The sequence below is a fragment of the Clostridium sp. CM042 genome, from assembly GCF_055080995.1.
The window spans coordinates 988,930-1,008,646 of record NZ_CM143646.1; the positions used below are offsets into that span (position 1 = coordinate 988,930).

Consider the following 19,717-nt stretch of genomic DNA (forward strand, 5'->3'; position numbering starts at 1 on the left):
GTGAAAGGAGATATTTTATGAATTTTATTGCTGATTTACACACCCATACTATAGTTAGTGGCCATGCATATAGTACCTTAATGGAGAATGCAAAATATGCTAGTGAGATAGGTCTTGAGATATTAGGAGTTACAGATCACGGTCCTAATATGCCAGGTGCTCCTGACCCTTGGTATTTTGAAAATTTTAAAGTGCTGCCAAGAGAATTATACGGTGTTAAAATGCTTTACGGATGTGAGGCTAATATAATTGATTATGAAGGTAATCTTGATATACCAGTAAAACTGCAAAATGGTATCGACATAATGATAGCAAGCATGCATGAACCTCTAATGGAAGGTGAAAAAAGTGCAGACTTAAATACAGCTACTATTTTAAAAGCTATGGATAATCCTTTTGTGAATATTTTAGGACATATGGGAAATCCTAAATTTCCTATCCATGAGGAAGAAATCGTAAAAAAAGCAAAAGAAAAAAATATACTAATAGAAATAAATAATAGTTCTTTTGTAACTTCAAGAAAAGGTAGTGACAAAAACTGTCTTAAAATAGTAAAACTTTGCAAAGAATTTGGAGTAAGGATTATTGTAAACAGTGATGCTCATTTTTGTTTTTCTATAGGAAATTTTAATGTTGTTAAAAAGATACTTAAAGAGATAGATATGCCTGAAGAACTTATTATTAATACTAATAAAGAAATGCTATTATCATTTCTTAAAGAAAAAGGTAAAAATATATAATACAGTAGCTAAGAGCATTAAATCATCTCCTGCGGAGCTGCAACATCTTCACAGAAGATGCATTAACGACTTCAGAAGGAGATTTATACTCCCACAGAAGTTTTCTCTTTGTTATAGTATGTAACTCCCACTTATCGAAGTGGGAGACTCTCCTTCTGAAATGTCGTTAAACGGACATAAATAAGACTGTTGAAAGAGTCTTGCCACTTATAGAGATTGGAAGCTAATAGTTAAGCTACCAATCTCTATTGTTTTCAATCCCTTTCTTAACTATTAGCGTATAATCACTTTTCATAATCTCAAAGTTTAATATATACATATTATTTGACAACTTCATCCTCGTTTTGTTTCTCATCTTCCAAGTCTTCAAAGGCCCTCTCCATTGCAATGCCTACGTCACCTATAGACTCGTCAAGTGCCTTATCCAATGTTTGCTTAATTTCATCTCTTTTAATTTTTGTATCTTCATCAATATCTTCTTCAATATCTTTTGCATTGCTAATAATACTTTTTTTTATTTCACCACAACAACTTCGAACGAGTAAACCTGCAATAGCTCCTCCAATTGCAACTCCTATTACTGCAAAACTGTTAATGGCACGAACATTTTGTTTTCTTTTTTTTAATTTGATGTTTTTTGCTAATTTGTCTAAACAATTCATAATAACCCTCCTAAATATAATAAATATTTTTGCAATTTCCATTACATTATTTCCACATTATTATAAAAAAATTCAGCTAATGAATAAGAATAAATATGTAAATATATACACACACTAAAAAAAAACGAGGTGATATAATGGATAAAAAACTAAGCCTTATAATGTTTAGTGGAGAATATGACAAAGCTTTGGCTGGATTAATACTGGCAAATTCAGCTAAAGAATTAGGTATGGAAGTATCTATGTTTTTTGCCTTTTGGGGTCTACTTTTATTGAGAGATCCAGATATAAATACAAGCGAGGATAAGTCTTCACTTGAGAAACTTATGGGTGCAATGACTCCAAAAGGTCCAGATGAATTACCTCTTTCTAACATGAATTTCAGTGGTATCGGAAAAAAAATGCTTGAGGCTATGATGAAGGAAGATGGAACACCGACTCTTTCTAAATTTCTAGAAGGTGCTGTAAAAAAAGGTGTTAAGTTTTATGGATGTAAGCTTTCAATGGAAGTTATGGGCTTTAAAAAAGAAGAACTCATTCCAGAACTTGAGGTAATTGAAGCTAAGGACTATCTAAAGGATGCTCTTCAATCAGATATACAACTATTCATATAAGGGTAAGTGCAGAAATAAACTGGTACTTATAGGGTAATCACATAAAAAGTGCTTACTCTATAGGTACCAGTTTACTTAGGCTTTACTTCTTTATTGCTAGAATAAAACTCCACTAAGGCCATCCCCATGATTGCCTCTATTTATTTAGAACTTTTCGCTTTTGGCCAATCTAAAAATATTGAAAGTATTCCGCAAACTATCATTAAATAAGAATATATTGAAAAAGGAATAATTTGAATAGGTGATATCTTACCGATTGTTGCTGCTAATAGCATTTGCCCTGCATAAGGACTTATGCCTTGAAACCCAGCCGAAAATATATCTAAAATACTTGCTGTTCTTATTGGACTAACCCCATATTTATCTGACAATTCCTTTGCGAGTGGTCCTGCTGTAATAATAGATATTGTATTATTCGTTGTAGTTATATCTATCACGCTTACTAGCGCAGCTATTCCTATTTCTGCTCCTTTTTTTGTTTTAACTTTAGACGCTAATTTTTCTAGTAGATACTCAATCCCACCATAATAATGCATAAGGCCAACCAATCCGCCTACTATAATAGAGATTAATGCTAAATCTTCCATCCAGCCCATCCCTCTTTGCAATATTGCAAACATCTCAACTATATTAAAACTACCCATTGCAAGTCCTATTATTGATCCAGTAGCTATACCTATTCCTAAAACAACCATAACATTTAGGCCAATTACCGCACTAGAAATAATTGATATATATGGAATTATTCTAATTAACGAGTATTCATGTGCTTGCAACTGAACATTTCCACCAGATAGAAAAGTCAATATTATTACAGTAATAGCAAAAGCCGGTAAAATAATTAAACCGTTTGATTTAAATTTATCTCTCATTTTTACTCCTTGCGTTCTTGTAGCTGCAATTGTTGTATCTGAAATAAAAGATAGATTATCCCCAAACATTGCACCGCCAACTACAGTTCCTAACACCAAAGGTAATCCCATACCCGTTTGCGATGCTATACCAACGCCTATTGGCGCTAAAGCTGTTATAGTTCCCATTGAAGTGCCCATAGAAAATGATAAAATAGAACAAACTATAAATAAACCTGGTAACATCATATTGGCTGGTAAAATACTTAATCCCATATTTACTATGGAAGTAACAGCCCCCATTGAATCTGCAATGGAATAAAAAGCGCCTGCCAATATGAATATAACTACCATTAACATAATAGTAGGTTCTCCCGCAGCTTTCGCAAATATATCAATCTTGTCAGACAACGATGTTTTTTCTCCTTTTTTATCCAATAATAAGGCAAAAGCAGTAGCAAAAACAAATGCTACCAATAATGGCATATTAGAGAAATTTCCTGTTAAAATACCAACCCCCATAAACAATATTAAGAAAAACACCAAAGGTAATAACCCTATAAAATTAGTTCTTTTTTCCATTTCATTTTCCTCCTAAGTATAATAATAATAATTATTATTATTTCATATTAAAATATCCATATACATAACCATTTTCTTTATATACCTTATACTCCGCTGAATGAATTAGTTTTCTAATTTATTCAGTGGACTATAATATATACCATTTTATTATTCTATCATTTAATTTCATTTATTTCGATATATTTTGATGTTTTTTTTACATTTTATTTAACTAGAAACAACCCCTAGAACTTTTACTATATTAAATATTCATATATTGCTATTATATAAGTATATCTTTTATATAAGTATATGTATCATATACTTATATAAAACAAACAAAAATCATATTAGGATAATTAAAAAACTACTTATACATACAAATTCAATTTAACATATTCAGTTGTTTACGTTTAAGCTTAAAATATTATAGTAAAGGAGTAGTTGAAAATATGAAATCACAATCATTTAAATTCAGGGTAATAGTCTTAGTTATTTTTTCTGCTATAGGGATAGGGATAATAGTTAATGCTACAATGAAAAATAACAGTGTGATTGCATCGAACAATAAAAATGAAGAAATAAAAAAGCAACAATTAAAAGAAAAAGAAATAAAAAAACAGCAACAGATAAATCAAAAACAAGAAAATTTAGAAAAAATATGGAAGAAAGGGTATGATGAATTTTTCGATAAGAAATATAAGCAAGCTATTGAAACGGAAAGACAAGTCATAAAAGAAGATCCTACTTTTTATAAAGCATATGCTGTAGAAGGAATTGCCTTAGCTTACAGTGGAAATTTTGAGAAAGGTATGCATCAAATCGATCAATCATTAAAACTTAACCATAATTATGGATATGCAAGATTTAATAAAGCGCTAGCTAATGAATTATACGAACATTACGATGAAGCTATCAAATGGTATAAAAAAGATTTAGAAGTGGAAAAGTTTGAATGGAGCTATTATGGTATAGCAAGTATCTATGGAAGAAAAGGTGATGTTAATAATACCGTAAAATATTTAAAACTAGCTATTGATATTAATCCAAGTGTAAAAAATAATGCAAAGAATGAGGAAGATTTTGATAATGTACGTAACCATATGGAATTTAAGGAATTAATAGAATAACTTTTCTTTGCTATAATATTTATGAGACAATCAGAATCTCTATAATTTCTGATTGTCTCATGAAAAGTTTAATGTATAATATACAGTTGATTTTGTAATATCTAAAACATTGAGAACTTCAAAATAAATGCTGCAAATACTATTGATACCATTGAAAGTAATTTAATCAATATGTTTATGGATGGACCTGAGGTATCCTTAAATGGATCTCCTACAGTGTCACCAACAACGGCAGCTTTATGACAATCTGATCCTTTTCCGCCTAGGTTTCCAGCTTCAATATGCTTTTTAGCATTATCCCAAGCTCCACCTGAATTTGCCATCATAATAGCAAGTACAAAACCTGTTGCAGTTGCTCCTGCCAGCAATCCTACCACGCCATTTACACCTAAAAGTAAACCAACTACTATTGGAATAGTAATAGCGAGTAGTGCCGGCATAATCATTTCCTTTTGAGCTGATTTTGTACAGATATCAACACACTGTGCATAGTCAGCTTCTGCTTTACCTTCCATAAGACCCACTATCTCTTTAAATTGTCTTCTAACTTCTACCACTATAAGTTGCGCTGCCGTGCCGACTGCATCCATGGTGAGTGCTGCAAATATGAAAGGTACCATTCCACCTATAAATAACCCTATAAGAACCTGGGGATTTAATACCGACAGATTAAAAACAAAATCCAAATTTCCTTTTTTTATAATAATTTCCACTTGATCTCTATATGCCGCGATAAGCGCAAGAGCAGTTAGTGCTGCAGAACCTATAGCAAAACCTTTGCCTGTAGCTGCCGTAGTATTTCCTAAAGAATCAAGAGCATCTGTTCTTTCTCGTACTATAGGCTCTTGATGAGTCATTTCTGCAATACCACCAGCGTTATCTGCCACAGGACCATAAGCATCCGTAGCAAGTGTTATACCTAGTGTACTAAGCATACCTACTGCAGCTATTCCTACACCATATAACCCCATATTGTAATCTACTGATCCTCCAGCAAAATAAAAACTAGTTGCTATAGCCACAGCTACTATTACAACAGGAAGAAAAGTAGACATCATTCCAAGTGAAAGACCACCTATTATAACTGTTGCTGCACCAGTTTTTGTTGTTTGTGCTAGCTTTTGGGTAGGCTTGTATGTGTCTGAAGTAAAGTACTCTGTACAAAACCCAATTAAGTTACCTGCTATAAGTCCACTTAATATTGCAAAGTAAACTCCAATGTGATCCCATCCAAGTACATTCCAAACTAGGAAGAAGGTAGCTATTGCAATTATTGCAGAACTAACGTAAACACCTCTCCTGAGAGCCGCTAAAAGACTTTTTTGCTCAGCTTTCTCACCTGATTTAACAAAGAAGGTTCCAATAATAGATGCAACTATACCTATAGCTGCTATAATCATAGGAATTGTAACACCTGAAACTCCAAGTCCAGCTGCTACGGCAAGAGCAGCAGTAGCTACTATTGACCCAACATAGGATTCATATAAATCTGCACCCATACCAGCTACATCTCCAACATTGTCTCCAACGTTATCCGCTATAACTGCAGGATTTCTTGGATCATCCTCAGGAATCCCTGCTTCAAGCTTACCAACAAGATCTGCACCTACATCTGCAGCTTTAGTAAATATACCTCCGCCAACACGTGCAAATAATGCCATGGCACTAGCTCCCATTCCACATGTAATCATTGCACTTGTTATATTTTGAATTCTTATACCCGCTTCTAAATCTCTATAGAAAAAATCCAATAAATAATAAAATAGACTAACATGAAGAAGTCCAAGACCTACAACGGTAAGTCCCATTACTGCACCACTTGAAAAAGCGACATTTAAAGCGCTATTAAGACTTTTTCCAGCTGCATGTGTAGTTCTAACATTTGCACGGGTGGCGATTTTCATCCCTATAAAGCCTGATAGACCTGAGAAGAACCCTCCACTTATAAATGCAAAAGGTGCAAATATGGTAATAAACCCAAATGCTGCAAGTATTCCTAGTATTACAAACATAGCTGCAAAGAAAATAATCACTCCTGTATACTGTCTTTTTAAATATGCATCTGCACCATTTCTAATAGCAGTCGCAATTTTTTTCATCTGCTCGGTTCCTTCGTCTTCTTTTAATACTTTAGCTGCAAGATATCCAGCAAAAGCAAGGGCTAATATGGAACAAGCTGGGGCTAAAATCAATAAATTCATAATAATTCCCTCCTAAGTATTTTAGTAATAGGATTTTCACCAATCTTACAATATTGTCTTATTATACCATGTTATAAGCTCAGTTGGAAGCTTTAAGATATCATCAAATTTTTTTCTTCTACTTTCCACCAAAATTAAATGCTCTAGCAGTTTTGCTAGAGCATTTTTACACACTATCTTTTATATAAAAGTAAATTTAGTGGAGAACCCCCTATCCTGATTTATATGCGACTTCTGTAATAGAATCTCTTTCCTCCATAAGATGCCACTCTGCTTTAGTTAATTCTACTTATATAGTTCACTTATTTTAACGACCCAGGATATGATTTAATAGATATACTCTTGCTTCATAAGGTTTAAGGTTAATTTCATCTATAGGCTCAATCTCTACAATATAATTTGAAATTAGAAGATCTTTATGCTCATATTTTATATTATTAGGAAGAGCAAACTTAGCAATATTCTCACAGAAATTACATATTACTAAAAGGGTCTCATTTTTTAATTCTCTTGTATATGCATAAATATCTTTGTTATCCCCCAAAATTAAAGTATATTTTCCATATACTATTATTTCATTATTCTTTCTTAGTCTTATAAGTTTTTTATAATAATTAAAAATAGAGTTTTCATCTTCGAGTTGCGATTGTGCATTAACATATTTGTAATTTGGGTTTACCTTGATCCAAGGAGTTCCATCAGTAAAACCTGCATTTTTTCTGTTGTTCCACTGAAATGGTGTTCTTGCGTTATCTCTACCCCTTTTATAAATAGAATCCATAATTTCATCATGACTTTTTTTACCACTTCCAGTAAAATCTCTATATGCATTTAGGGTTTCAATATCTTTGTAATCATTAATGCTATCAAATTTCACATTTGTCATACCTATTTCCTCACCTTGATAAATGTAGGGAGTGCCTTGCATCATATGAAGAAAGGTTGCTAACATTTTTGCAGATTCAATTCTATATTTATTATCATTTCCAAAACGTGAAACCATTCTTGGTTGATCATGGTTATTTAAATAAAGACTATTCCATCCTTTAGCTTCAAGTTCATTTTGCCATTTTGACATAATAGTTTTAAATTCACTCAGGTCAAATTTTGTTTTGCCCCATTTCCCTTCTGGCCCATCTCCTACACTCATATGTTCAAATTGAAACACCATATTTAATTCATTTCTATTTTCACCTACGTATTCAATCGCTTGTGCAGGTGTTACATCTGGCGTTTCGCCAACAGTTATAATATCATAATTACTTAATACTTCTTTATTCATTTCTTGTAAATAATCATGAACCTTTGGATGATTTTTGCTGGAATTACCTGGATCTGCATAGGTATTAGTTTCATTAAGAATGCCGTTAGGATAGCTTTGATCTTTTCCAATCATATTAATAACATCCATACGGAAACCATCAATTCCTTTTTCTAGCCACCATTTCATCATACCAAATATTTCTTTTCTTAAATTTTCGTTTTCCCAATTTAAATCTGGTTGTTTTTTCGAAAATAAGTGTAAATAATACATTTGTGATTGTGGGTCTAATTCCCAAGCAGAACCACTAAAGCACGATCCCCAATTATTTGGAGGCAAACTATCTTTTCCGTCTCTCCAAATGTAATAATCCCTATATTTATTTGTTTTAGATTTCTTACTCTCAATAAACCATTTATGCTCATCAGAACTATGATTTACAACAAGATCCATCATTATCTTAATTTTTCTATTATGAGCTTGTGATAGCAATAAATCAAAATCCTCTATGGTTCCAAATTCTTTCATTATTCCCTGGTAATTACTTATATCGTAGCCATTATCATCATTAGGAGATTCATAAACAGGAGATAACCATATTACATCAATTCCAAGTTCTTTAAGATAATCAAGTTTTTCTATTATTCCTCTTAAGTCTCCGATTCCGTCTCCATTACTATCTTTAAAACTTCTTGGGTAAATCTGATAAACTACACTTTCTTTCCACCAATATTTATTCATAAAATCTCCTTCTTTCTATTGTTTTATAGCTTCCTTAGCAACTCCACTGTTGATGTCGTTATATACCATTCACTACGATTTAGTTAATCGTTTACGTAAACAGCATAGAAAACTGTCAAAGTTTTATAAGGCTTTCATTAATGGTAATATTGTGTTCTATTAGAGCTCGTCTATATCCTTCTAAACGAGGTATACCTACAATTGGATCCTCTTTTTCTCCACCTAGCATTGCTATTTTAGTATGACCATTTTCTATTAAATGACTAGCAAATTAAGTTTACCATATAAATGTAAATTAGTATATATTTTTTATTTACCATAAAAATATTTCATGAAAATTTAATTTATTTAGGTAAAACAAGTTTTGATACGCCAGTAACTATTAATAAAAAAAATAAAAAAAAGCTCTTGATTTTAATCAAGAACTTTTACTGAATTTTTTTCTGCTACGCTAAGTACTTCGTTCATACTTCCAGTTCTATAGCCTAACAAATCAAGAGTTACATATTTAAAACCAATACTTTTTAATTCATTTCCAACTTTATCCATGATTTCAATATTGAAAAATTTATTTCTTTCTTCAACATTAACCTCTACTCTTGCTATATCTCCATGGTGCCTTACTCTTATCTGTCTGAACCCTAAATCCAATAAAAACTGTTCTGCTCTTTCAACCATACTTAATTTTTCCACCGTTATCTCATTACCATATGGGAATCTTGAGGATAGACACGCAAAGGCTGGCTTATTCCAAGTAGGTACACCCAATCTCTTTGACAGTACTCTTATATCATTTTTCGTAAACCCAGCATCCTTTAATGGACTAATAACTTTTAATTCCTTAGCTGCCTTCATTCCTGGTCTGTAATCGGAAGTGTCATCAGCATTAGACCCATCCAAAACCGCATTAATGTTATTATCATCAGCAACTTTTCTAATCTTTGAGAAAAGTTCTTTTTTACAAAAATAGCATCTATTAACAGGATTTTTAGCAAATCCGTCAATTTCTAATTCTTCCGAAATTATGACTATATGCTTTGCTCCGATACCTTCAATATATTTAACAGCTTCCTTAAATTCTCTTTCCGGGTATGTTGATGACTTTGCCGTAATTGCTATAACTCTATTTCCCAAGACATCAGCTGCTACCTTTAAAAGAAATGTGCTATCAACACCCCCTGAATATGCTACCGCTACACTTTCTAAATCTTGAAGAATATCCTTTAATTTTTGAAACTTCAAATCTAATTCCATATTTCACCCTCCTCATCTTAAAATGCTATTATTATGTTACATTAAATCTTACAACATATTTAATGTAACATAATATTCAATTTTTGAACATAATAATATGTTTGAAAATATCCTTAAATCATAACATCTTTTTCTTTTGGAGTTTCAAGTTCATGTCCTGAAATTTTATTTATTATTATAGCAATTGCTCCATCCCCAGTTATGTTGCAAGCAGTACCGAAGCTATCTTGAGCTACATATAGAGCTATCATAAGCGATGTCAATGTTTCATTGAATCCGAGCATACTTTGAAGAAGTCCAAGTGATGCCATAACAGCTCCACCGGGAACACCAGGAGCAGCTACCATTGTAACTCCTAATGCTAAAATAAATCCAAAGAAAGTTCCAAAACTATAATTCATACCATTTAACATCATTATTGCAAGAGAACAACTTACCAAAGTTATTGTACTACCTGAAAGATGTATAGTTGCACAAAGTGGAACTACAAAGTCAGCTACTCCATCACTTACTCCATTTTTTTTAGTTTGAGCAAGAGTAACAGGAATAGTTGCTGCAGATGATTGAGTTCCTATAGCTGTTAAATATGCAGGAATCATTTTTTTAATTAATCTGAATGGATTAGCACCTGCTATGCTCCCGGCAAGTACATATTGAAGAACAATTACTGTAATGTGAAGTAAAATAACTAAAATGAATACTTTTGAGAATACTTTTAGTATAGATTCTACTTGACCAGCATAAGTCATATTTGCGAAAGTACCCATAATGTATATAGGTAGTAGTGGAATAATTATTCCAGTAATCAGTTTAGTTATAATTTGTTGAAATTCCTTCATAACACTCTTTATGGCAGTAGATTTTATTGCAGCGATTCCTATACCTATTGTAAAGGCAAGAACTAAAGCAGTCATTACATCCATTAAAGGTGTTATTTTAAATTCAATAAAGGCTTTAGCAATGCCACTTTCACTACTACCAAAATTTGCTCCTAGTGCTCCAGGTTTTAAAAACATTGGAAGAATAGTAATATTTGCAAAGTATGCTATCGATCCGGCAATTATAGTAGAGGCATACGCTATTCCTGCAGTTAAAGCTAGAATTTTACCGGCCCCACTACCAAGATCACCTATACCAGGTACTATAAATCCTATAATTATAAGCGGTATAGCAAAACCTAAAAATTGACCGAATAATCCATTGAATGTTGCAAAAATCCTGATCCCTGTTCCTGGAAGTATTTTCCCTAAAATGATACCTAATATGATAGCGATAATAAGTTTAGGAAGCAATCCTATTTTTTTCTTTTTTACCATTTTTTTCATTTATATTCCTCCTTATAAAAAAACGCCTTAATTTAACGTTTATTCTTACATTCATTATATTTGTTCTATGCTTATCGTACAACCACTATTTTACTTTTCTTCCTGTTTTTTAAGTTTATATTCATAAGAAAGATAAAGTTCTTCTAGTTTAGTACTCAAATATTTAGGAGCTATTTTAACTTGTGTTATGTTCCCAAGCTTATTTAAATCCTCAAAGAATTTTTTGATTCTATTTTCTATCAATTCTATATTACTAAATTTCACCTTTTCAATTATAGAATCACACTCATCATTAAAAATCCTAAGGACTAATTTAATCATATCCTCTGTCATATCCCCAACTAGTTTATTGCCTTCTTTTATACTCCCATTAACAATCCACTGCTTAAATTCTATAGCTTCCTTAGATTTGATCATCTCAATTTGCTTTTCTCTTATATCCTGAAGCATTGTAGAACATTTTTCTGAATTCATTAAATTATATTCAGATTTATAAACTCCAAAACTTTGCATTAAAATATCATCATCTAAATTTATTATTTGAGACCTTAAGCTATCCACACATGTTTTTAAATCGTTATATTCTGTATTAAGTTCCTCAATGGATTTTGTTTTAGTTTCAATTAAAACTCCATATTCATTTGATTTCTGTTCAATTTCATTAGCTTTTAGTTTCAAAATATCCTCATATTCTTTACTTTTCATTTCAATAAAGTCATCATATTCTGTTGATTTATCTTCAAGTTCTTTACCTTTTAACTGAATTAAATCATCATACTCTTTACTTTTGTTTTCAATTAAGCCATCGTATTCTGTTGTTTTATCTTCAAGTTCTTTACCTTTTAGCTGGATTAGATCATCATATTCTTTACTTTTGTTTTCAATTATTCCATCGTATTCTGTTGATTTATCTTCAATCTCTTTACATTTCAGCTTAATTAAATCATCATATTCATTCGATTTTTGTTCAAATTCTCTAGACTGATACACCGCTTGATCATTATATTCTGTTTTAAGTTTTTGTATGTCATTTGTTTTTGTTTTAATTATATTATCATATCCTTCGAGCTCTGCTTCAAGTTCTTTAGTTTTAGATAAAATTTGACTCATTCCCATTTGAGTTGGAGTTAATTTTATATATTTTAAATTTTTATTTTCCTCGATTAGTTTTTCAACCTCAGATTTATATTGCTTCGCATTTAAAGCATCTTTAATAGACGTAAGTATTGCCATTGAAAACCCTCCTATTTCTTTATTAATTTACATTATACCACAAAAAATTCACTCATAAATATAGTAATAAGTCAGAAACCAGCTCAATAATTACCAAACTATTAATATTTTTCTAATTTTATCCTTATGTATACTGTATCTCACTATTCTAAATATAAAAAATGCACCTATATCTAGGTGCATTTTTTATATAATCTATAACTTGACTATACCCAACCATAGATAAAATTATCATCCTTTGACAGCACCGTCAGTAAGACCCCCTACCAGATACTTTTGGATAACACCAAACATAATAAATATAGGTATTAAAGCAATAACAGAACCCGCTGTCATCATTCCCCAATCTATATCATATTTCCCGATAAAAGCATTAATCCCCGTTGGCAGAGTTTTAAGACCTTCTCGACTTATAAATAGCGTGTTGAAGAATAATTCATTCCAGGCTCCCATAAAAGCAAAAACAAAAGTCGCAATAATACCTGGTTTCATTACAGGAAGTATTATTTTTATCAATGCTTGTATTCTTGAACATCCATCAATCATTGCAGCTTCTTCCAAAGTATAAGGTATTTTTTCAAAAAAGCCCCTTATCATCATAGTGCAAAAAGGAATGTTCAGAACTATATAAATTATTATTAATCCTAGCAGATTATTTATAAGTCCTAATTTTGAAAAAAGCATAAATATAGGCACTATAATTGCCGCTACAGGAACCATCTGCGTTGCAAGGAATAGAAATAGGGTAAGTTTTTTACCTGCAAATTTAAACCTTGCTAGAGAATACCCTGCAAATAGTGATATAATCAAAGTCCCTATTGAAGCAGTAGTACCTACAATCACACTATTTTTAAAGTATACTGGAAAGTTTGTAGTTTTTAATATATTTTCATAATTTTCTAAAGTAAAATGTTTTGGAAAGTATGTTATAGGTATGGTCACTATCTCCTTAACTGACTTTACCGATGTAATAAATATCCAGATGATAGGAAAAGTCATAAAAATAAAGAATACTACCATTAAAGAGTATCTCAATGCTTTGATTAATTTATCTTCCTTGTTCATTAAAAATCACCTGCTTTTTCAAATTTCGTAATTGATAGATAAAGTATAGTATATATGAGTAGTATTACTAAAAATATGACACTTAGAGCTGATGCCTGCCCAAAATCAAGGGCTTTATATGCTTTAAAAATAATATAAGAAGCCAGATTATTTGATGAATTCAAAGGCCCACCATTTGTCATTATATATATTATATCTGCAAAGCTAAATATCCATATGACTCTAAGCAGCAAAGTTGTAATGATAGTGGGTTTTATGTATGGCAAAGTTATTTTGAAAAATTTTGCTACTTTTCCTGCACCATCTATTTCTGCAGATTCGTATAAAGTCAACGGTATTGACTGAAGTGCAGCCAAAATCATTATGGTAAAAAACGGTATACCATACCAAATATTTGCCACTATTGTGCTTGGAAGTGCAGTATTTAATTGTGCCAAGAATGAAATAGGCTCTTTTATTAAATGTAATTTAATAAATATATCATTTATAACTCCATATTGCCCATTAAGTAACCATTTCCATATAAGTCCTATTAAAAATCCAGGTACTGCCCAAGGAGCAAGGACTAAGGCTTGATATAAGCTCCTAAATTTAAATTTTCTATTTAGTAGCAGCGCCAAAATTAACCCAAATGTAAACTGGAGGCTTACCGAACCTGCAACCCACCAGAATGAATTTTTCAAAATCTTCCAAAAATCTTTTTCTGCCAGTATTGCTTTGTAATTTTCAAGGCCATTAAAATATATGTTGGGATCATTTAGTCTGTAATGATAGAAGGAGGTTGCTATCCCCTTTGCAATTGGATACCCAATAAAAACAAACATTAATACTAATCCCGGCATTATATATAAATAAGGCTCAATATTCTTTTTCTTAACACTGTTTATAACTCGTTTTTTTGGTGTTAATGATTTTCTAATATCCAAACTACTGCCTCCTATAAAGAAGAATGGAGAATTTCTCCATTCCTATTGATTTAATACTATTATTTTTTATTGTATTTTGCATTTGCATTTTCTAAATACGTAGATATATTGTTCATAGTTTTTTCTGCAGTTTGCTTTTTCAAGAGATATGACTGAAGTTCTTGCCCAGCAATCTTTCCTGTAAATTCTCCCCATTCTGGCAAATATTCAGGAGCACTGAACAATACTGTATTCGAATCTTCTAAAGTATTTGTATATGCAGAAATATAACCTTTTTTAAAATCAGCGCTATCAGCAGGTACTTTTGTTGCAGGAATAACTGAGTTTTTAACACCCCATTTAAGGTTAACTTCAGGGCTCATCATATAAGAAATAAATTTCCAAGAAGCTTCTTTCTTATTTGAAGCAGATGTCATTGAGAACCCAATGTATCCTCCTTGTAAATATCTCTTGCCATTAGGACCTACAGGACATAATCCTGTTTCAAATGTTCCTTTGTCCATTTTTGTTTCACATGATTTTATTACTTCAGAGTCCTGTATGATTAGGGCTGTGTTACCTGATGTGAATGCATCAACTGTTTCTGCATATCCCCAGTTAAGAGCATCCTTTGGGGCAGCCTTTAGATACATATCAGTGAATTTCTTAAATGTTTCAACGGATTCAGGTTTTCTAAATACACATTTACCGTTTTCATCAAAGTAATTTGTGAATCCTCCATTAGTCATAATGAAGTTCGACATAAGGGTCCAGCTTCCCGCTCCTCCTCTGAAGGAATATCCATACCTGTTTTTTGATTTATCCGTGATTTTTTCTGCAGTATTAAAGAAATCCTCTGTTGTTTTTGGAACATCAACACCTGCAGCTTTAAACCAATCGTTCCTATAATACATTGACTGGAAATATAAACTATGTGGAATGACATACAATGTGTCTTTGTATGCTTTACCAAGCTTAAGGCTTTTCTCTGTCAAGGTATCTTTTTTGTCCCATTTATTATAATATGGTCCTAAATCCTCAAGCTTTCCGGTTGCACCGATTTCAGAAACCCAATTTGCAGCCATTTCCATCACATCTGGCAGTTGATTTGCAGCTGACATTGTAATGATTTTATCATGGGCTTGTTCCCATGGCTCAGAGATTAGTTCCACTTTTACATCTTTATTCTTTAATTCAAAATCAGATATAAGCTCTTTTACAAATTTAGTCCTCTCAGGACTGGTTAGGGTCTCCATAAACTGAATAGTTGTTACTTTTGGCTCAGTAGATTTACTGCATCCGAAAAAAGACATGGAAGCAATCATAACAAACGCTAAGGTTATTGATAACTTTTTCATTATTCTTCATCCTCTCTTTTCATAGATTTCGATTTCTCCCTCATCATATTAACTCATGTCTTATAATCTATATTCGACCACAATAACCAATATCATCTTTTATGTAAATATTTTCCTAAAGTACATAAATTAGTTTGCTGCGGATTAAACTCTAATCAACAAAAAAATAAGAATAGGAAAAACACTAAGGCTTAATAACTTTAGTGTTTTTCTTACTCTTATTTGAATTTTATTTGCTAATTTTTCTAAGCTATTTTAAATTTATTAAAAGTTCTCCAGCCTTTACCTGTTGTCCTTCTATAACATTAATTGACTCAACCACACCTGTTACACTGGTGCTTACCCTTGTCTCCATCTTCATAGCCTCCACTGTCATTAATGGTTGATTTTCAGTTACTGTATCTCCTTCTGCTACAAGAATGGCTAAAACAGTTCCTGGTATAGGTGCTCCGATTTCTAAAGGATTTGATGAATCTGCCATTTGTGGTCCTTGGAAATCTTGCAACGCTTTATTGTTTCTATCTTTTATTTTTATTTCGCGTCTATTTCCATCCACCTCGAAAACAAGAACTTTGTTACCTTCTAAATCCAATCTACCAATGTGAAGCAACTTTATCATATAAGTTTTCCCATCAGCAATTTCGACTTCGCAGGTTTCACCCTCATTGAGCCCGTGGAAATACACATCACTTCCGATTCTACTTAAATCTCCAAACTCCTTAACATATTTTATGTAGCCATCGAATACCTCAGGGTATAATGAATAGCTTAATATATCTTTTTTATCTGGAGCAATATTAAATTTCTCTATTAAATGTTTCTCTATCTTGCTAAAATCCTCATCAGGAAGTAATTCACCCGGTCTACATGTAATTGGTTTCTCACCCTTTAAAACTAATATCTGAAGTTTTTCTGGAAATCCTCCCATTGGTTGACCCATCATTCCTTTAAAGTATGATACAACTGAATCTGGGAAAGACATATTGGTTGCTTTTTCATATATATTTTCTGGTGTAAGGTCATTTTGAACCATAAATATTGCAAAGTCTCCAACCATCTTAGAGGATGGAGTTACCTTTACAATATCCCCTACCATTTCATTTACTTCTTTGTACATTTCTTTAATTTCATTAAATTTATGTGAAAGTCCAAAACTTTCTACTTGTGGTTTAAGATTAGAGTATTGACCTCCTGGAATTTCATATCGATAAATTTCAGCGGAACCAGAATTCAACTCTGATTTAAATTGGTCATAAACTGGTCTTACTGCATCCCAATAATCTGAAATTTCCTGAATTCCTTTGAGTTCTATCCCAGTATCCCTGTCGGTATTCTTAAGCGCTGCAACAACTGAGTTTAAAGCTGGTTGACTTGTAAGCCCTGACATACTGTTAAAAGCAGTATCTACAATGTCAACGCCTGCTTGAGCCGCCATCAAAACTGTAGCAACTCCATTTCCTGTAGTATCATGGGTATGAAGATGAATAGGCATTCCTACTTCTTGCTTTAGTGCACTTATTAGCTTAAACGCAGCATGAGGTTTAAGCAGTGCTGACATATCTTTTATTCCTAAAATATGAGCTCCTGTTTTCTCAATTTCCTTTGCTAGCTTAATATAATAATCCAAATTATATTTATCTTTTTTATCATTTAAGATGTCTCCTGTGTAACAAATACAAGCTTCTGCAACCTTACCACTTTTAATAACTTCATCTATTGAAACTTCCATTCCTTTTAACCAATTTAGAGAATCGAAAATTCTAAAAACATCAATGCCTGTAGCTGCAGATTCTTTAATAAATTCACGAATTATATTATCCGGATAATTCTTATAGCCTACCGCATTTGCTCCACGTAACAGCATCTGGAAAAGCACATTAGGAATTTTCGATCGTAGTTCTGTTAATCTTTCCCAAGGAGATTCATTTAAAAAGCGATATGCTACATCAAAAGTAGCTCCTCCCCACATCTCAAGAGAAAACAAATCTCCTCCATAAACAGAGGTAGCACTTGCTATCTTTAACATATCCTTTGTTCGCATTCTAGTTGCCATTAAAGATTGATGAGCATCTCTCATTGTGGTGTCTGTTAATAGTAATTTATTTTGATTTTTAATCCATTTTAAAAGACCCTCTGTACCCTGCATATCTAAAATCTGTTTTGTCCCACTAAGTTTATTCGGCATTATGATTTTAGGAACTACCGGCACATCATAAAGCTTTTTAATGCCACTTACTTCATTCACCATTTTATCTCCAATGAATTTTAGCACTCTACCTTCTTCATCTTCCTTAGGTGCAATGGATATTAATTCTGGATTTTCTTCAATAAAATTTGTATTACATTCGCCCCTCAAAAAAGTAGGATGATTTAATACATTAATTAGAAAACCTATATTAGTCCTTACTCCTGTAATTCTAGTTTCCTCCACGGCTCTTATAGATTTCCTTATAGCATCTTGAAAAGTTCTAGACCATGATATGTTTTTTACCAAAAGACTATCATAGTAAGGGCTAATTACCGCCCCAGCAAACCCATTACCACCATCTAGCCTTATTCCAAAGCCAGAACCTGTTCTATATTCTTCTATTTTCCCAGTATCCGGCGAAAAATTATTTGAAGGATCCTCTGTTGTTATCCTGCACTGAATAGAATATCCGCGAAGCACAACATCTTCTTGAGACGAAATTCCTATTTTAGAGGAATTTAAAGCGTAATCTTCTGCTATAAGTATTTGGCTTTGAACTATATCAATACCTGTTACCATTTCTGTAACGGTATGCTCAACTTGAATTCTAGGGTTCATTTCTATAAAATAATGATTTCCATTAGTATCTACTAAGAACTCCAAAGTTCCAGCACTTCTATAACTTACTGATTTAGCTATTTTTAAGGCATCATTGCAGATTTCATTTCTTTTTTCTTCTGATATTGAAAAAGCGGGGGTGTACTCTACAACCTTTTGATGTCTTCTTTGAATAGAACAATCTCTTTCAAATAAATGAACAATATTACCAAACTTGTCTCCAAGAACCTGTACTTCTATATGTTTAGACTTTTCAAAATATTTTTCTATAAATAAATGATCAATACCAAAAGCTTTCTTTGCTTCACTTTTAGCGCTTCTATAAGCAGAAGCTAATTCGCCTTCATTTCTTACAATTCTCATGCCTCGTCCGCCGCCACCAGCAACTGCCTTTAACATAACAGGATATCCACATTTCCCTGCGAGTTTCTTTGCAATGTCTACTGTTTCAATTTCTTTTTCATAACCAGGTATCGTAGGAACTCCTAGTGATTTTGCCACAATTTTGCATTTAATCTTGTCACCCAGCTTATCCATCATTTCCGCTGTAGGTCCAATAAATTCAATACCGGCTTTGGCACACTTTTTCGCAAATTCAGGGTTCTCTGATAAGAATCCATACCCTGGATGAATTGCATCTACACCTTTTTTAAGTGCAATGCTGATTATCTCCTCAATATTTAGATATGCCTCAACAGGACTTCTGCTTTTTCCAATTAAATAAGCCTCATCTGCCTTAGTTTTAAAAAGTGAATATTTATCTTCATTTGAATAAATTGCTACCGTACGAATTCCAAGTTCATTACAAGCTCTAAAAATTCTTATAGCAATTTCGCCTCTGTTTGCTACTAGTACTCGTTTAAATTTTTTCACGTTTGTTACCCCCTGTTTTAGCCTTTAATCCTTAATCTATAATTTAAAATTCCTTTTATTATTCATAAGAATACAGGATTTTCAAAAAAAATGCAATAAAATAAATATTATATTGCAATATTCTCCCCTATCCA

Annotated in this window: 14 protein-coding genes; 3 read left to right on the top strand and 11 right to left on the bottom strand. The window is 32.3% G+C overall.

From position 1 onward, the window contains the following. Positions 1–17 precede the first annotated feature (17 nt). Positions 18–740 carry a phosphatase gene (locus tag ACWJJ7_RS04695; protein ID WP_462964155.1) on the top strand — a complete coding sequence of 241 codons (723 nt, stop codon included), beginning with the start codon at positions 18–20 and terminating at the stop codon, positions 738–740. Positions 741–1,060: 320 nt separating this feature from the next. Here the strand turns inward: ACWJJ7_RS04695 and ACWJJ7_RS04700 are convergent, their stop codons facing one another. Then, positions 1,061–1,402 carry a hypothetical protein gene (locus ACWJJ7_RS04700; RefSeq protein ID WP_462964156.1) on the bottom strand — a complete coding sequence of 114 codons (342 nt, stop codon included), beginning with the start codon at positions 1,400–1,402 and terminating at the stop codon, positions 1,061–1,063. Positions 1,403–1,539: 137 nt separating this feature from the next. Here ACWJJ7_RS04700 and ACWJJ7_RS04705 point away from each other — a divergent pair, with 137 nt between their 5' ends. Next, positions 1,540–2,016 (top strand): DsrE/DsrF/DrsH-like family protein, encoded by a 477-nt coding sequence (locus tag ACWJJ7_RS04705; RefSeq protein WP_462964157.1) that lies wholly within the window; start codon positions 1,540–1,542, stop codon positions 2,014–2,016. A 140-nt stretch (positions 2,017–2,156) separates the two neighbouring features. Here ACWJJ7_RS04705 and ACWJJ7_RS04710 read toward each other — a convergent pair whose 3' ends face one another. Continuing rightward, positions 2,157–3,449 (bottom strand): Na+/H+ antiporter NhaC family protein, encoded by a 1,293-nt coding sequence (locus ACWJJ7_RS04710; protein WP_462964158.1) that lies wholly within the window; start codon positions 3,447–3,449, stop codon positions 2,157–2,159. 434 nt (positions 3,450–3,883) lie between these two features. On the opposite strand from ACWJJ7_RS04710, the gene ACWJJ7_RS04715 reads away from it, so the two are divergent. Next, positions 3,884–4,561, top strand: coding sequence for a tetratricopeptide repeat protein (locus tag ACWJJ7_RS04715; RefSeq protein WP_462964159.1), 678 nt, complete (start codon positions 3,884–3,886; stop codon positions 4,559–4,561). A gap of 101 nt (positions 4,562–4,662) precedes the next feature. Here ACWJJ7_RS04715 and ACWJJ7_RS04720 read toward each other — a convergent pair whose 3' ends face one another. The 9 genes from ACWJJ7_RS04720 to ACWJJ7_RS04760 form a co-directional block, all read right to left on the bottom strand. Then, a complete protein-coding gene (locus ACWJJ7_RS04720) occupies positions 4,663–6,762 on the bottom strand; it encodes a sodium-translocating pyrophosphatase (protein WP_462964160.1) in 2,100 nt (699 codons plus the stop codon). A 307-nt stretch (positions 6,763–7,069) separates the two neighbouring features. Then, complete coding sequence (locus ACWJJ7_RS04725; RefSeq protein WP_462964161.1) at positions 7,070–8,764, bottom strand: glycoside hydrolase family 13 protein; 1,695 nt, start codon at positions 8,762–8,764, stop codon at positions 7,070–7,072. A 414-nt stretch (positions 8,765–9,178) separates the two neighbouring features. Then, on the bottom strand, positions 9,179–10,018 hold the full coding sequence (larE, locus tag ACWJJ7_RS04730) for an ATP-dependent sacrificial sulfur transferase LarE (RefSeq protein WP_462964162.1): 840 nt from the start codon (positions 10,016–10,018) through the stop codon (positions 9,179–9,181). 113 nt (positions 10,019–10,131) lie between these two features. Beyond that, a complete protein-coding gene (locus tag ACWJJ7_RS04735; protein ID WP_462964941.1) occupies positions 10,132–11,334 on the bottom strand; it encodes a dicarboxylate/amino acid:cation symporter in 1,203 nt (400 codons plus the stop codon). A 99-nt stretch (positions 11,335–11,433) separates the two neighbouring features. Beyond that, on the bottom strand, positions 11,434–12,576 hold the full coding sequence (locus ACWJJ7_RS04740; protein WP_462964163.1) for an SNIPE associated domain-containing protein: 1,143 nt from the start codon (positions 12,574–12,576) through the stop codon (positions 11,434–11,436). Positions 12,577–12,807: 231 nt separating this feature from the next. Beyond that, positions 12,808–13,641 (bottom strand): carbohydrate ABC transporter permease, encoded by an 834-nt coding sequence (locus ACWJJ7_RS04745; RefSeq protein ID WP_462964164.1) that lies wholly within the window; start codon positions 13,639–13,641, stop codon positions 12,808–12,810. Then, positions 13,641–14,567, bottom strand: a complete 927-nt coding sequence (locus ACWJJ7_RS04750; RefSeq protein ID WP_462964165.1) for a carbohydrate ABC transporter permease — start codon at positions 14,565–14,567, stop codon at positions 13,641–13,643. The genes ACWJJ7_RS04745 and ACWJJ7_RS04750 overlap by 1 nt, the downstream gene beginning before the upstream one ends. A 59-nt stretch (positions 14,568–14,626) precedes the next feature. After that, positions 14,627–15,904 (bottom strand): ABC transporter substrate-binding protein, encoded by a 1,278-nt coding sequence (locus ACWJJ7_RS04755; protein ID WP_462964166.1) that lies wholly within the window; start codon positions 15,902–15,904, stop codon positions 14,627–14,629. Between the two features lie 250 nt (positions 15,905–16,154). Beyond that, positions 16,155–19,583, bottom strand: a complete 3,429-nt coding sequence (locus tag ACWJJ7_RS04760) for a pyruvate carboxylase (RefSeq protein WP_462964167.1) — start codon at positions 19,581–19,583, stop codon at positions 16,155–16,157. Positions 19,584–19,717: the final 134 nt, after the last annotated feature.

Coding starts and splice junctions, on each gene's coding strand:
- ACWJJ7_RS04695 (WP_462964155.1), top strand. CDS start 18: ATGAATTTTATTGCTGATTTACACACCCATACTATAGTTAGTGGCCAT.
- ACWJJ7_RS04700 (WP_462964156.1), bottom strand. CDS start 1,402: ATGAATTGTTTAGACAAATTAGCAAAAAACATCAAATTAAAAAAAAGA.
- ACWJJ7_RS04705 (WP_462964157.1), top strand. CDS start 1,540: ATGGATAAAAAACTAAGCCTTATAATGTTTAGTGGAGAATATGACAAA.
- ACWJJ7_RS04710 (WP_462964158.1), bottom strand. CDS start 3,449: ATGGAAAAAAGAACTAATTTTATAGGGTTATTACCTTTGGTGTTTTTC.
- ACWJJ7_RS04715 (WP_462964159.1), top strand. CDS start 3,884: ATGAAATCACAATCATTTAAATTCAGGGTAATAGTCTTAGTTATTTTT.
- ACWJJ7_RS04720 (WP_462964160.1), bottom strand. CDS start 6,762: ATGAATTTATTGATTTTAGCCCCAGCTTGTTCCATATTAGCCCTTGCT.
- ACWJJ7_RS04725 (WP_462964161.1), bottom strand. CDS start 8,764: ATGAATAAATATTGGTGGAAAGAAAGTGTAGTTTATCAGATTTACCCA.
- larE (WP_462964162.1), bottom strand. CDS start 10,018: ATGGAATTAGATTTGAAGTTTCAAAAATTAAAGGATATTCTTCAAGAT.
- ACWJJ7_RS04735 (WP_462964941.1), bottom strand. CDS start 11,334: ATGGTAAAAAAGAAAAAAATAGGATTGCTTCCTAAACTTATTATCGCT.
- ACWJJ7_RS04740 (WP_462964163.1), bottom strand. CDS start 12,576: ATGGCAATACTTACGTCTATTAAAGATGCTTTAAATGCGAAGCAATAT.
- ACWJJ7_RS04745 (WP_462964164.1), bottom strand. CDS start 13,641: ATGAACAAGGAAGATAAATTAATCAAAGCATTGAGATACTCTTTAATG.
- ACWJJ7_RS04755 (WP_462964166.1), bottom strand. CDS start 15,904: ATGAAAAAGTTATCAATAACCTTAGCGTTTGTTATGATTGCTTCCATG.